This window comes from Acidovorax sp. (genome assembly GCF_046341535.1).
Taxonomy (GTDB): Bacteria; Pseudomonadota; Gammaproteobacteria; order Burkholderiales; family Burkholderiaceae_C; genus Acidovorax.
In genome coordinates this window covers 1-13,067 of the sequence record NZ_JBKDRI010000150.1, presented here as the reverse complement: position 1 = coordinate 13,067, position 13,067 = coordinate 1, and the positions used below count along the sequence as shown (strand labels likewise).

Below are 13,067 nucleotides of genomic sequence, written 5' to 3'. Positions count from 1 at the left end.
GCCTCAAATTCGGTCGCGCGTGGTCTGGCGCCGGGTCTCGGTGTGCAGTGGTGCGCGGGCTGATGCAAAGTACGCGCGCGCGTTGTCGCAGTCCCTGGCAATGCCCGCTGTCAGGGCCTCCAGACTGTCGTATTTCAGCTCATCGTGCAGTTTGTGCAGCAGTTCCACGCGCACGATTTTACCGTACGCTCCTTCGGGGCCCAGGCTGGCCGACCACTGCAGGCAGTGCGTCTCCAGCAGGACGCGACCGCCGTTGACGTCGCTCGGGTCGAGCGACGGCCTCACGCCCAGGTTGGCCACGCCCGGCAGCGGTGTTGCGCCCAACCCGTGCACCAGCACGGCAAAAATGCCGCTGGCGGCCGGTTTCCAGTGGGCGAACCTCAGGTTGAGCGTGCGAAACCCGTCGCCCGCACCGGCAGCGGTGGCCCCCAGCTCGCGCCCCAGTTTGCGGCCGTGCACCACATGGCCGCTGATGGTGTAGGGGCGGCCCAGCAGGCGCGCTGCGGCGTCCATGTCGCCAGCGGCCAAGGCCTTTCGCACCGCCGAACTGGACACGCGCAACCCGTGCACTTCATACGAGTTCATGCGGGCCACGTCGAAGCCGTGGCGCTGCCCGGCCGCATCCAGCATGGCGTAGTCGCCCGCGCGCTGCCGCCCGAAGCGGAAATCGTCGCCCACCAGCACATACCGGGCGCCCAGGCCCTTGAGCAGCACTTCTTCAATGAAGGCCTCGGGCGACTGCGCGGCCAGCCGGGCGCCAAAGGGCAGCACCACGGCCTGCTGAACGCCGCAGCGGGCCAGTTCGGTCAGCTTGTCCCGCAGCGTTCCGATGCGGGCCGGTGCCAGATCGGGCTTGTGCAGGGCGCCCGCGAAGTAGTCCCGTGGATGGGGCTCGAAGGTCAGTACGCAGCTTTCCACGCCCCGGTGCGCGGCTTCGCTGTTGAGCAGGGCCAGCATGGCCTGGTGGCCCCGGTGCACTCCGTCGAAGTTGCCAATGGTCAGCGCGCAGGCGCGTGCAATGCCCGGATGGTGGAAGCCGCGAAAGATCTTCATCGATTTGTTATGGATTTGATAGCAACATGTGCGCTCCTGATAAGCGCAAGACGCCAATCTGTCATGAAATCGGAGTATATTGTGACCTACGGGTTGCTCAGCGTACTGCGCCCGCGAGACGTCAGTGTTCCGAATCCTTGTGTACTTGTGTTCCAGGAGGCGTGTTTTGAAGGTCTTGAAACTGTCAGCCCAGGGCTTGCCCCAGTCGTGGATCTCGCTGGAACAGGCGGTGATCCACTACGCTGCCGGCGAGGTACGGTGGGAGTCCGGTGCCCACATCGCCCGTTTCCGTGGTGGGCACAACGCCATCACGGGCGAGCAGTCGGTCATCGCCGTCAACAGCATCATCGGCACCAAGGGCGTGCCGGGCATCAACCCCTTCGGTCTCCAGCCCAGCCTGACCAACAGCAAGCTGTTTGCGCGCGATCGCAATGTGTGCGCCTACTGCGGCGGGCACTTTCATGAACAAGACCTCACGCGTGAGCACATCGTGCCCTTTGCCCGCAAAGGGCAGGATCACTGGATGAACGTCGTTACCGCCTGCCGCCCCTGCAACCACCGCAAGGGCCCGCGCACGCCCGAGCAGGCCCACATGCCGCTGCTGTATGCCCCCTATGTGCCCAGCCTGTGGGAAGACTTCATTCTGCGCAACCGGCGCATTCTGGCGGACCAGATGGAGTTTTTGATGGCACACGTGCCCAAGTCGTCGCGGCTTCTGACATGAAGCCAGGCGCGCGCTGACGTCCGTTTCCATCAGGCAAACACGCCTGCGGTGTCTTGCATGCGGGCCGACACTTCGCCCAGGTGGTGCATCGTGTCGCCCAGGGTCATCTCCAGCTGCGTGAGCTTTTTGAAGTAGTGGCTCACGATGTATTCGTCGGTCACGCCGATGCCGCCGTGCAGCTGCACTGCCTGCTGGCCCACAAACCGCATCGACTGACCCAGCTGCACCTTGGCCCGGGCCAGGGCAGCGCGGCGTTCGGCCGCGGGCGCACCCAGCTTGAGGCTGGCGTAATAGCTCATTGAGCGGGCCAGCTCCAGCTGCATCTTCATGTCGGCCGCGCGATGGCGCAGCGCCTGGAAGCTGGCAATCGGCACGCCGAACTGCTTGCGCTGGTTCATGTAGTCGAACGTGGCGGCGGCGGCCTGGTCCATCACCCCCACGGCCTCGGCGCAGACAGCGGCAATGCCCGTGTCCACTGCCCGTTCCAGCGCGGCCAGACCGTCGGTGGTGATGAGCGCGGCAGGCGCATCGGCCAGCTGCACTTGCGCCGCGCGGCTGCCGTCTTGCGTGACGTAGCCTTGCGTGGCAACGCCGCTGGCGGTGCGCTCCACCAGAAACAGGGCGATGCGGCCGCCGAGCTGCGCGGGCACGATGAACGCGTCTGCATGATCGCCCGCAGGTACTATGCTTTTGATAGCGCTTATGGCATACGCAGCGTGCGTAACCGTTGCTTTTGCATCGCAAACCTCCAGACGGTAGCGGGCCTTGCGCTCCTGGTGGGCCAGCACCACCAGTGCCTCGCCACGGGCCACGCGCGGCAGCCATGCTGACTGCATATCGGCGGGCGCATCGCCTGCAAGCACACTGCTCGTGATGAACGACTGTGCGATCGGCTCCAGCACCATGCCGCGGCCCAACTCCTCGGCGACCACCATGGCGTCCATCGCGCCCTGACCCATGCCGCCATACGCCTCGGGCACGGTCAACGCGGTCAGGCCCAGCGCGGCCAGTTCGCCCCAGGCCGCGCGGTCAAAGCCACCAGCGACCACGCTGGCGCGGCGGCGCTCGAACGTGTAGCGCTTGTCCACCCACCTGCGGACGGCATCGCGCAGCTGTGCCTGGTCGTCGGAAAAATCGAAATCCATCTGTCTCTCCTGGTACTGGCCTGTGGCGCCTTGGCGCCTTCATGGGCCAGCGAAGCTCTGGCGGGAACCCCCTCCCGGAGGGGGCACGGGGGAGCAGTCCTGTCGCGCACTGCGGGGACCGTGCTGGGCGTTAGCCCAGCACGTTCTACGCGACGTTGTTGCGGTGTACTTGCTTAGAAAAATCGAAATCCATGTGTCTCTCCTGGTGCTGGCCTGTGGCGCCTTGGCGCCTTCATGGGTCAGCGAAGCTCTGGCTGGAACCCCCTCGCGGAGGGGGCATGGGGGAGCAGTCCTGTCGCGCACTGCGCGGACCGCGCTGGGCGTCAGCCCAGCACGGTCTGCGCCACGATGTTGCGCTGTACTTCGTTGGAGCCACCGTAGATCGTGGTCTTGCGCAGGTTGAAATACGTGGACGCCAGCGGTGCATTGGCCGTGGCCCCGCCGGGGAAGTTGCCTTGCCAGCCCGCTTCCATGGCCTCTTCGATGAAGGGCAGGGCAAACGGCCCCGCGGCCAGCATCATCAGTTCGGCGTAGCGCTGCTGGATTTCGCTGCCCCTGATCTTGAGCAGGCCCGCGATGTCGAGCGAATTCTTGCCGCTCTTGTCGGCCGACAGCACGCGCAGCACCAGCATTTCCAGTGCCACGATGTCCACCTCGAGCAGGGCGATCTGGTCGCGAAAACGGCCGTCGTCCCACAGGCCTTCCGCTTTGGCGATGCGCTTTAAGCGCTCCAGCTCGCGCTTGCTGCGATTCACATCGGCAATGTTGGTGCGCTCGTGGCTCAACAGGTGCTTGGCGTAGGTCCAGCCCTTGTTTTCCTCGCCCACCAGGTTTTCAACGGGCACCTCGACGTTGTCAAAGAACACTTCATTGACTTCGCATTCGCCATCGAGCAGCTTGATGGGGCGCACGGTGACGCCGGGCGACTTCATGTCCACCAGCAAAAAGCTGATGCCGGTCTGGGGCTTGCCCTCGTTGCTGGTGCGCACCAGGTTGAACATCCAGTCGCCATGCTGTCCCAGCGTGGTCCAGGTCTTTTGGCCGTTGACGATGTACTTGTTGCCCACGCGCTCGGCACGGGTCTTGATCGAGGCCAGGTCCGAGCCCGAGCCGGGTTCGCTGTAGCCCTGGCTCCACCACACTTCGCCGCTGGCGATGCCGGGCAAAAAGCGCTGTTGCTGCTCGGCATTGCCAAAGGCCATGATCACCGGCGCCACCATCACGGGGCCAAAGGGGACGATGCGGGGTGCGCCCGCCAGCGCGCATTCTTCTTCAAACAGGTGCTTTTGCACAGCCGTCCAGCCGGGGCCACCGAACTCCTTGGGCCAACCAAAGGCCAGCCAGCCTTTTTTGCCCAGAATCCTGGCCCAGCCCTGCAGGTCGTCGCGGGTCAGGCGCAGCGCGTGGTGCACCTTGTGCGAGATGTCTGCAGGAAGGTGGGCCTGAACCCAGCTGCGGACTTCCTCACGAAAGGCTTGCTCCTCGGGAGTGAATGCGAGATCCATGCGGGCGTCTCCTGGTGACTGCGCCGTTGTAGCACGGTCGTTCGTTTCAGTCCTGTCCGGGTGGTGACATGGGGGCGGGCTCCGGGGTGATGCCCAGTTCATGGCACAGCCGCTGCACGGTGGCTCGCAGGCTGGCCACGTCCTGCTCCAGTGCGTGAACCCGGTCGCGCAGGCCTTCGGTTGCGGCATGGGGCAAGGAGCCCGACGGCCCGCCCCCAGCCTGGGCGGTATCCACCGGCCCGCACAGCAGGTGCGCCCAGCGCTGCTCGCGTGCGCCGGGCGCCCTTGGCAGCTGGACTACCAGCGGCCCGCCCTTTTCGGCGCTGCGCTCGTGCAGTTCGTCCAGGAAGGCCTCGACAGAAGAAATGTCGGCAAAGCGGTACCAGCGCTCGGCGTTGATGCGCAGCTCGCCGGCCGTCTGCGGGCCACGCAGCATGAGCAGGCCCAGCAGCACGGCGGACTGCTCGGGCACGCCGATGCCACGCTGAAAGTTGTGCTCCCAGCGCGTGGTGCGGCTGCCGCTGCTCTCAAACGCCAGGGTGCGCAGCTTGAGGGAATCCAGCGCCTCCTGGGCATCGGCGTCGCTCAGCTGCATCACCGGGTCGCGGCTGGTTTTCTGGTTGCAGCCGGTGACCAGGCCGTTGAGCGTCATGGGATAGCTGTCGGGTACGGTACGCGCCTTCTCCATGAGCGTGGCCAGCACGCGGGCTTCGTTGGGGGTCAGGGGGCGGGTGGTGGGGTCGAAGGGCATGGCTGGGATAATCTGCGGCAAATGAACAAGAACATTGTGATTTTGATCTCAGGCGGCGGCTCCAACATGGCGGCCATCGTCCGCGCCGCGCAGCAGGAGCACTGGGAGCAGCGCTACGGCGCCCGGGTCGCTGCCGTCATCAGCAACAAGGCCGATGCCGCCGGGCTGGCGTTTGCCCGCAGCCAGGGGATTGCCACCGAGGCACTGGACCACAAGGCGTTTGAAAGCCGCGATGCCTTTGATGCCGCGCTGGCGGCGCGCATCGACGGCTACCAGCCTGCGTTGGTGGTGCTGGCGGGGTTCATGCGCATTCTCACGCCTGGGTTTGTGCAGTGTTACGCGGGGCGGCTGGTCAACATTCACCCGTCGCTCTTGCCGGCATTTACCGGGCTGCACACCCATCAGCGCGCCTTGGACGCGGGCTGCCGATTCGCGGGCGCTACGGTGCATCTCGTCACGGCCGAGCTGGACGTGGGGCCGATCCTGGATCAGGCGGTGGTGCCGGTGCTGCCGGGCGATACGGCCGATGTGCTGGCCGCGCGGGTGTTGTCCCAGGAGCACATCATCTACCCACGCGCCATCCGGGCGTTGCTGCCCACGCTCTGACGGCCGGCGCGGCGTCGCAAGCCCCGCGCAGGCATGCATGCTTGCGCGGCATGGTGTGTTGATTGCTATGTAAATCATAGCTACAAATCAATATGCAGCGGGCGTAAAGGGGTATTTTTAATTTAAACCTGACCGTGGCCGGGTCGACACGCCACCGCTGCGCCTGGCTGCACCTGGCTGCGCCACGCGGCGGATCGGTTGCGGCGATGTCTCCCGCGCTCTGCGCTGGCGCGCGGCGGTTGCGTCGGTGGCTCAGGCATCGTCGCCGGGTACGGTGGCGCAGCGTTCAAACCGTGGGCGCAGCACGCCGTCCACCACCACCTGGTCTGCAAACATGGCGGCCGGGCGTACCCACAGCCCGTGTTGCCCTTAGAGCGCGCGGTACACCGTCATGGGCTCCAGGGTCTCGCTGTGTCGCGCAGTGCCGATCACTTCGTAGAGCATGCCTTTGTAGTGGCGGTACAGCCCCGGGGGCGTCGTGTCGGGCAGAGCGGGAAGGTCGGTGTCGTTCATGGGTAGGATAGCGTCTGACAAGAATCCACCAAACGAGAGGGGCGCGCTTGGATCAGGCAGATTTTGTGCACCTCGTGCGCTTGAGCGAGCATGACAGTGCCGACAACAACCGAGCCTATCGACTGCGCGTGGCGGCGTTTGCCGCGCTCGGCTACGTCTGGGTGCTTGGCTGCCTCTTGCTGGCCATCGGTATTGTGGCCTGGGTGCTGCCTGCGTTGCTGTCGGGCCGATTCCGGTTGCTCATGGTCTTGGCGTGGCTGGGCGCCGCAGCACTGTTGTGGGTGAGCGTACGGGCGCTGTGGGTGCGGCTTGACCAGCCTTCTGGCGTGGAGGTGACCGCGCTGGATGCCCCGGACCTGTTCGAGGCGCTGGAGCGCATCCGCCGCAAGATCAAGGGCCCGCCCATCCACAAGGTCACGCTCAACGAAGAATTTAACGCGAGCATTCAGCAGCTGCCGCGTTTTGGCCTGCTGGGTGGTTCGGTCAATCACCTGACCATCGGCCTGCCGCTGATGCTGGCGCTGGACCGACCCCGGCTGATGGCCGTGCTGGCCCACGAGTACGGGCATCTGCGCGGTGACCACGGGCGGTTTGCAGCCTGGATCTATCGCACCCGGCTGTCGTGGATGCGCCTGAACCACAGCCTGTCTGACAACGTGGGGCCCGTGGCCGCTGCCACGCAGGCGTTCATCCGCTGGTACTTTCCGCGCTTTTCGGCTAGGACCTTCGCACTGGCGCGCCAGGATGAATACGAGGCCGACCGCATCGCCGCACGCCTGCTCGGGCGCGAAGTCACGGCTGCGGCGCTGGTGGAGATCGAGGTGCGCGGGGCCTGGCTGCGCTCGGAATTCTGGAGAGGCCACTGGAGTGCGGCGGCGGGCAACCCCTTGCCCGTGGGGCCCTACCGCAGGATGCGCAAGCTGCTGACGACCCCGCCCGATGCCGCATTTGCCAACGACGCGCTGCGCCAGGCCCTCAAACGCCTGAGCAACCTGGAAGACACCCATCCAGGGCTGCGCGACCGCATCGAAGCATTGGACACTCCACCTGCCGTGCCCGATTGGTCACGCGGCACCGCGCTCGGGTTGCTCGGCCGCCAAGCCAAACGGTGGATGGCGCATCTGGACAAGCAGTGGTGCCGCGATCATGCGACCGAATGGAAACTGCATCACGCCCGACTGGGTCGGATGCGCGAGCGCGTGAAGGCACTGGAAGCCGCCATGCCGCAGGCCAGCGCTGCCGACCTGGTGGAGCTGGCGCGCCTGAGGCGCAGGCTGGACCCGCGGGCCGTGGTGCGGGACCTGTACGAAATGGCTCTGGAGCGCAACGCCGAGAACCCTGCGGCCCTGCGCGGGCTGGTCAAGTGCGTTGGCAAGGACGACCGGGAAGCCAAGATGGCGCTTTTGCACCGGCTCTGGGAGGCCGGTGGCAACAACCGTTACTGGACGGCTCGCACCGCACTGGCCGAGCTGGAGACCCCGCGCCTTGGCGCAGACCACGACGCTGCGGCCTTCAAGCGGTGGCGCAGGCGCTTTGAGCGTGCGCAGGAGGCTGAGGATCGGGCCTGGGATGAGCTTTCGGGTACATCATTTTTCAGCCAGATCACACGCCATGACCTGAGCCCATTCGAATTGACAGAGGTGCAGGCCGAACTGTCGCGCTGCGCGCCGGTGCAACGCTGTTGGCTCGTACGCAAGAATCTGCGCGACTATCCGCAGCGCCGCGCCTACCTGGTGTTTGTGGAGCTTCCCAGTATGAACCACGAGAGATGCGATCGCCTGTGCCGCAGGCTCGAGCGCAGCCTGAGCCTGTCCGGCCCTGCGCTGGCCTTGTGGGCCGGGGAGTCGCTGACGCTCGGCAAAATCGAGCGGTCGGCCTTCGAGCCCATCTTTGCGCGCTGACGAACACGGGCGCGTGTGAGTGCGCTCCCGGATTCGTCCGCAGAGTGCTGGCACAGGTGGCGTTGTTACAGGCCCAGTGCGGCCACGCTTCCGCGGCCTTCGCGCACCACCACGGGATCATCCCCCATGCCCATGGGAGTCAGGTCCACCACAGTCGTCGGCTCCAGCGGGCAGGCGCCCGCGTCCACGATGCCGTCCAGCAGTTTTTCGTACCGGCTGCGAATCTCGTGCGGGTCGTTCAGTGGCTCGGCTTCGTGGGCCGGGATCAGGGTCGTGGCCAGCAGCGGCGCGCCGTGCAGCTCCAGCAGCAACTGCAGACCCTTGCGGTCGGGCACGCGCAGACCAATGGTCTTGCGCGACGGATGACTCACCCGGCGGGGCACTTCCTTGGTGGCTTCCAGGATGAACGTGTACGGGCCGGGGGTGCCCAGCTTGAGCAGGCGGTACTGCCGGTTGTCCACCCGCGCGTAGTTGGCCAGCTCCGAGAGGTCACGGCACAGCAGCGTCAGGTGGTGCTTGTCGTCCACCTGGCGTATGCGGCGCATGCGGTCCACCGCGTCCTTGTCGTCCAGATGGCACACCAGCGCGTAGCTCGAATCGGTGGGCACCGCCAGGATGCCGCCTTTTTGCAGCAGCGTGGCTGCCTGCTTGAGCAGGCGCGGCTGCGGATTGTCGGGGTGAACTTCGAAGTACTGGGCCATGCGGCGAGGGTCATCGTTGATGTGCCGGGCGAAAGCCGGCGGTCATCCTGCAGGGCGCACCCCAGCGCCACAGACGCGGCAACCTGCCATGCCGGGGGCGTGGGCTCAATGCTGGATGCGGTCGTGCAAAAGCTCCCACACGGGCGTCAAACCGCCGGGCAAGAACGGCAACTGGCCCAGGTCGGTGTGTGATTCGTCGGGGCTGTGAAAGTCGCTTCCCCGCGACGCCGCCAGCCCGAACTCCTGGGCCATGGCCGCGTAGGTGACGTATTCCGCTGTGGTGTGGCTGCCGGTCACCACTTCGACGCCCGCGCCGCCGTGCGCCTTGAACTCGGAGAACAGCGCAAATTCTTCGTTGGCCGTGAATTTGTAGCGCGCCGGGTGCGCAATGATTGCCATGCCGCCAGCGCCGGTGATCCAGCGCACCGCATCGCCCAGCGTGGCCCAGCGGTGCTCCACATAGCCGGGCTTGCCTTCGGTGAGGTATTTGCGAAAGACCTCGGGGGTATCGCGGCAGACGCCAGTTTCCACCAGGAACCGGGCGAAATGCGTGCGCGAGATGAGCGCGGGGTTGCCTACGAAACGCAGGGCACCCTCGTAAGCACCGTGGATGCCGACCGCAGCCAGCTGCTGCGCCATCTCCATGGCCCGCTCGCCGCGACCGCCGCGCGTGGCCGCCAGGCCCGCAGCCAGCTGGGCATTGTCGGGGTCGAAGCCCAACCCCACGATGTGCACGGTGGTGTCGGCAAACGTCACCGAAATCTCGGTGCCCGTGAGGTAGGGCAACCCCTGGGCGCGTGCCGCTGCGGCTGCGCGGTGCTGCCCGCCGATTTCATCATGGTCGGTCAGCGACCACAGCTCCACCCCCTGGGCCTTGGCGCGACTGGCCAGCACCTCGGGCGTGAGGGTCCCGTCCGATACGACGGAGTGGCAATGCAGGTCGGCGTTGAGGTAGGTTGGCACGTGATTGATTTTACGGGCGTCGGGCGTTTTGCGCCTTGGCAAGTCGCATGCCGCTGTCATTTTGGCGACGGCTGCGGGGCGCTGGCTTCGACAGGCTCAGCCTGAACGGGTGGGGTGGGGCGCTGGCTCCGACAGGCTCAGCCTGAACGGGTGGGGTGGGGCGCTGGCTTCGACAGGCTCAGCCCGAACGGGGTGGCGTGGGGCGGGCGGTTCCGCTCTGGCATGGACACCTCTACACCTGCGCCCCCTCTACCAAAAATTGCACCTTGCGCTCACCCTTCCATTCGTTCACATCAAGGCGAAAGGCCAGCAGCACGCGCTGGGGCAGTTGCTCGGTGTGACCGAACCAGATGGCATCGACCGGGTTGCCCTGGTGGATGATCTTGATCGACAGGTGGTTCCTGGCTTCGCCCACCAGGCGCTGGCTGAGTACCTGCACTTCTTCGCTGAACGTGGGCGGCGCAAAGCCCTGGCCCCACACCTCGCGGTGCAGGGTGTCCACGATGTCGGCGCGGCAGTACTCGGCGGGCAGGGGGCCGTCGGTCTCGATGCGGCGCGTGAGGGTGGACGCGTCCAGCCACTCCTGCGCCACCTGGGCCAGGGCTTTTTCAAACACCTCGAAGCCATGGGCCGCCACCGTGCAGCCGGCGGCCATGGCGTGGCCGCCAAACTTCAGGATCACGCCGGGGTGGCGCTTGGCCACCAGGTCCAGCGCGTCGCGCAAATGAAAGCCGGGGATGGAGCGGCCCGAGCCTTTGAGCTCGTGCGCCTTGCCGGGCGCGCTGCTGGCGGCAAATACAAAGGTGGGGCGGTGCAGCTTGTCCTTGATGCGGCTGGCCACAATGCCGACCACGCCTTCGTGAAAGTCGGGGTCAAAAACGCTGATGGCGGGCGGTGGGTCTTCGTCTTCCTGGAAGAGGCTCTCGGCCATCAGCATGGCCTGATCGCGCATGCCGCCTTCGATCTCGCGGCGCTCGCGGTTGATGGCGTCGAGCTGCCCCGCCAGCTCGGCCGCGCGGCCAGCGTCGTCGGTCAGCAGGCATTCGATGCCCAGCGTCATGTCGGCCAGGCGGCCTGCGGCGTTGATGCGCGGGCCCAAGGCAAAGCCAAAGTCAAACGTGGTGGCCACATTGGCCTTGCGGCCCGCCGCGTGGAACAGGGCCGCAATGCCTGAAGGCATCTGCCCGGCGCGGATGCGGCGCAGGCCCTGGGCCACCAGGCGGCGGTTGTTGGCATCCAACTTGACCACATCGGCCACGGTGCCCAGCGCGACGAGCGTGAGCAAGGGGTCGAGCTTGGGCTGGGTGGCCTGGTCGAACAGGCCGCGCGCGCGCAGTTCGGCGCGCAGTGCCAGCAGCACGTAGAACATCACGCCCACACCGGCAATCGACTTGCTGTCGAAAGTGCAGCCGGGCTGGTTGGGGTTGACGATGGCATCGGCGGCGGGCAATTCGGGGCCGGGCAGGTGGTGGTCGGTCACCACCACCGTCAGGCCCAGCGCCTTGGCCTCGGCCACGCCGTCCACGCTGGCGATGCCGTTGTCCACGGTGATCAGTACATCGGCCCCGCGCTCTTTCACCCGCCGGGCAATGGTGGCTGTGAGGCCATAGCCGTCGGTGATGCGGTCGGGCACCAGGTAGTCCACATGGCGGCCGCCCAGCATGCGCAGGCCGCGCACGCCCACAGCGCAGGCGGTGGCTCCATCGCAGTCGTAGTCGGCCACGATGACCATGCGGCGGTGGTGCTGCACGGCATCGGCCAGCAATCGCGCCGCCGCGTCCATGCCCTTGAGGCCCGCGGGCGGCAGCAGCCGGGCCAGGCCGTCGTCCAGCTCGTCCTTGCCCAGCACGCCGCGCGCGGCATACAGCCGGGCCAGCAGGGGGTGCACGCCCGCCTGCTCCAGCGCCCAGGCGGCGCGCGGCGGAATGTCTCTTGCTATTATTTTCATAGCTGCTTGAGTAGGTCAGGCAAGCGCAACGGCCTGAAAAATCTCTGAACCCGCTGCGCCAGCCCGCGCGGGGCGGCACTGCCAAACGTCAGTGCGTTGCGGTCCCCGCACAGCGTGAGCTGCACCGCCGCACCGCGTTCGGCCTGGCGCAGCAGGTCGGCCACGGGACCTGCGTCCAGCGCGGCCCAGGCGGCGGCCCAGGCGCGCCAGTCTTCGCGCAGCGCAGCGTCGCGCAGGCCGGTGGGCATGGTGGGCCGGGTGTGTGTGGCAGGCACCGTGGGCGATGGCAAGGCCCCCGCACCGTGTACCCAGAACGAATTGACCACGGGCAGGCCGCGCTCGGCGCGTTCGTCGTTGAAGGCGTGCGTGTACAGCAGCATCTGCATCTCGCTGTGCAGGCGGTGCAGCGTGCGCGCCGCTGCAGGGTCGGTGGAATACGGCATCCAGGCGCGCACATCGCGCAGCAGCACGCGTTCGAGGGATGCGGTGGACAGCTGTGCGAACACATCACCGCTGGCCAGCCAGCGCGTGGGTTGGTCGTAGTGCAGGGTGAGGCCGTCTTCGGCAAACCAGGGCGACACGATGGCCAGCAGCGCGCGCGAGGCAGCCTCATCCAGGCCCAGCGCCTCGGGGTTGCGCAGGGTGACGTGGTCGGTGCTCACCTGCCACTGGCAGGGCGTGACAAAAGCCCAGGCCTGATCGCCAGCGGGCGCGCCCTGCTGGTGGCGGTGCCAGGCGGCCCAGGGGATGCGGCCGTCCTCGGCAGGCAGGCCCAGCAGGTGTGCCAGCACGCGTTCGTGCGGGGGGGAGAAACTGGTTTCCTCGCCTTCAGCGGCAGCCGCGCCAAGGAGGGCGGGCAGGGCGCCCAGCCGCGCCAGAAGCCGGTCCAGGTGGGGCAGGGTCAGGCCCTGTAGGGCTTGCTGGCATCCCTCGGAGGCGCTTGCGGCGTGGGGAATGAGCACATGGTGGGTGTCCGGCATCCGGGTATTTTGCGGGATGCCACAATCGGCGGCGCTCCCGGGCCGACATTCCGTGCTGCCCGGGCGGCCATCCCCTTTTTTCCCGATCCATGCAAATCCCCTACGAACTGGCCCTGGGTTGGCGCTACACCCGCGCTGGGCGCGCCACGCGGCGCAACGGCTTCATCTCGTTCATCTCGGGCGTGTCCATGCTGGGCATTGCGCTGGGGGTGGCGGCGCTCATCATTGTGCTGAGTGTGATGAATGGTTTTCAAAAGGAGGTGCGCGACCGCATGCT

Annotated in this window: 12 protein-coding genes and 1 pseudogene; 4 read left to right on the top strand and 9 right to left on the bottom strand. The window is 66.7% G+C overall.

Annotated features, from left to right (window positions below):
* Nucleotides 1-3: 3 nt before the first annotated feature.
* Nucleotides 4-1,053 (bottom strand): bifunctional riboflavin kinase/FAD synthetase, encoded by a 1,050-nt coding sequence (locus tag ACK543_RS11020; protein WP_409942893.1) that lies wholly within the window; start codon nucleotides 1,051-1,053, stop codon nucleotides 4-6.
* A 166-nt stretch (nucleotides 1,054-1,219) separates the two neighbouring features.
* On the opposite strand from ACK543_RS11020, the gene ACK543_RS11015 reads away from it, so the two are divergent.
* A complete protein-coding gene (locus ACK543_RS11015; protein ID WP_409942892.1) occupies nucleotides 1,220-1,777 on the top strand; it encodes an HNH endonuclease in 558 nt (185 codons plus the stop codon).
* Nucleotides 1,778-1,806: 29 nt separating this feature from the next.
* Here the strand turns inward: ACK543_RS11015 and ACK543_RS11010 are convergent, their stop codons facing one another.
* From ACK543_RS11010 to ACK543_RS11000, 3 genes are all read right to left on the bottom strand, one after another.
* Nucleotides 1,807-2,922, bottom strand: coding sequence for an acyl-CoA dehydrogenase family protein (locus ACK543_RS11010; RefSeq protein WP_409942891.1), 1,116 nt, complete (start codon nucleotides 2,920-2,922; stop codon nucleotides 1,807-1,809).
* Between the two features lie 323 nt (nucleotides 2,923-3,245).
* Complete coding sequence (locus ACK543_RS11005) at nucleotides 3,246-4,427, bottom strand: acyl-CoA dehydrogenase family protein (protein WP_409942890.1); 1,182 nt, start codon at nucleotides 4,425-4,427, stop codon at nucleotides 3,246-3,248.
* A gap of 46 nt (nucleotides 4,428-4,473) precedes the next feature.
* Nucleotides 4,474-5,178 carry a YceH family protein gene (locus tag ACK543_RS11000; protein WP_409942889.1) on the bottom strand — a complete coding sequence of 235 codons (705 nt, stop codon included), beginning with the start codon at nucleotides 5,176-5,178 and terminating at the stop codon, nucleotides 4,474-4,476.
* A gap of 21 nt (nucleotides 5,179-5,199) precedes the next feature.
* Between ACK543_RS11000 and purN the strand changes: the two genes are divergently transcribed.
* The gene (gene purN, locus ACK543_RS10995) at nucleotides 5,200-5,784 is read left to right on the top strand and encodes a phosphoribosylglycinamide formyltransferase (RefSeq protein ID WP_409942888.1); all 585 of its coding nucleotides are present in this window, start codon (nucleotides 5,200-5,202) and stop codon (nucleotides 5,782-5,784) included.
* Nucleotides 5,785-6,036: 252 nt separating this feature from the next.
* On the opposite strand, the pseudogene ACK543_RS10990 reads toward purN, so the two are convergent.
* A pseudogene (locus ACK543_RS10990) lies at nucleotides 6,037-6,297 on the bottom strand (DUF1653 domain-containing protein).
* A 47-nt stretch (nucleotides 6,298-6,344) separates the two neighbouring features.
* Between ACK543_RS10990 and ACK543_RS10985 the strand changes: the two are divergent.
* A complete protein-coding gene (locus ACK543_RS10985; RefSeq protein ID WP_409942887.1) occupies nucleotides 6,345-8,198 on the top strand; it encodes a M48 family metalloprotease in 1,854 nt (617 codons plus the stop codon).
* Nucleotides 8,199-8,263: 65 nt separating this feature from the next.
* Here ACK543_RS10985 and ACK543_RS10980 read toward each other — a convergent pair whose 3' ends face one another.
* The 4 genes from ACK543_RS10980 to ACK543_RS10965 all read right to left on the bottom strand — a co-directional run bounded on the left by ACK543_RS10980 (nucleotide 8,264) and on the right by ACK543_RS10965 (nucleotide 12,790).
* Nucleotides 8,264-8,899: an L-threonylcarbamoyladenylate synthase gene (locus ACK543_RS10980; RefSeq protein ID WP_409942886.1), complete on the bottom strand. Its 636-nt coding sequence runs from the start codon at nucleotides 8,897-8,899 to the stop codon at nucleotides 8,264-8,266.
* A 105-nt stretch (nucleotides 8,900-9,004) separates the two neighbouring features.
* Entirely contained in the window at nucleotides 9,005-9,862 is an 858-nt protein-coding gene (locus tag ACK543_RS10975) for a 3',5'-nucleoside bisphosphate phosphatase (RefSeq protein ID WP_409942885.1), read from the bottom strand.
* 232 nt (nucleotides 9,863-10,094) lie between these two features.
* The gene (gene recJ / locus ACK543_RS10970; RefSeq protein ID WP_409942884.1) at nucleotides 10,095-11,810 is read right to left on the bottom strand and encodes a single-stranded-DNA-specific exonuclease RecJ; all 1,716 of its coding nucleotides are present in this window, start codon (nucleotides 11,808-11,810) and stop codon (nucleotides 10,095-10,097) included.
* A complete protein-coding gene (locus tag ACK543_RS10965; RefSeq protein ID WP_409942883.1) occupies nucleotides 11,807-12,790 on the bottom strand; it encodes a phosphoglycerate mutase in 984 nt (327 codons plus the stop codon). Before ACK543_RS10965 ends, recJ begins: the two co-directional genes overlap by 4 nt.
* A gap of 89 nt (nucleotides 12,791-12,879) precedes the next feature.
* Between ACK543_RS10965 and ACK543_RS10960 the strand changes: the two genes are divergently transcribed.
* The coding region (locus ACK543_RS10960) for an ABC transporter permease (protein ID WP_409942882.1) at nucleotides 12,880-13,067 on the top strand (188 nt) is incomplete at its 3' end.

Bases quoted from the DNA above. Each gene is read 5' to 3' on its own strand.
- ACK543_RS11000 (WP_409942889.1), bottom strand. From the start codon at position 5,178: ATGCCCTTCGACCCCACCACCCGCCCCCTGACCCCCAACGAAGCCCGC.
- recJ (WP_409942884.1), bottom strand. From the start codon at position 11,810: ATGAAAATAATAGCAAGAGACATTCCGCCGCGCGCCGCCTGGGCGCTG.
- ACK543_RS11005 (WP_409942890.1), bottom strand. From the start codon at position 4,427: ATGGATCTCGCATTCACTCCCGAGGAGCAAGCCTTTCGTGAGGAAGTC.
- purN (WP_409942888.1), top strand. From the start codon at position 5,200: ATGAACAAGAACATTGTGATTTTGATCTCAGGCGGCGGCTCCAACATG.
- ACK543_RS11010 (WP_409942891.1), bottom strand. From the start codon at position 2,922: ATGGATTTCGATTTTTCCGACGACCAGGCACAGCTGCGCGATGCCGTC.
- ACK543_RS11020 (WP_409942893.1), bottom strand. From the start codon at position 1,053: ATGAAGATCTTTCGCGGCTTCCACCATCCGGGCATTGCACGCGCCTGC.
- ACK543_RS10965 (WP_409942883.1), bottom strand. From the start codon at position 12,790: ATGCCGGACACCCACCATGTGCTCATTCCCCACGCCGCAAGCGCCTCC.
- ACK543_RS10980 (WP_409942886.1), bottom strand. From the start codon at position 8,899: ATGGCCCAGTACTTCGAAGTTCACCCCGACAATCCGCAGCCGCGCCTG.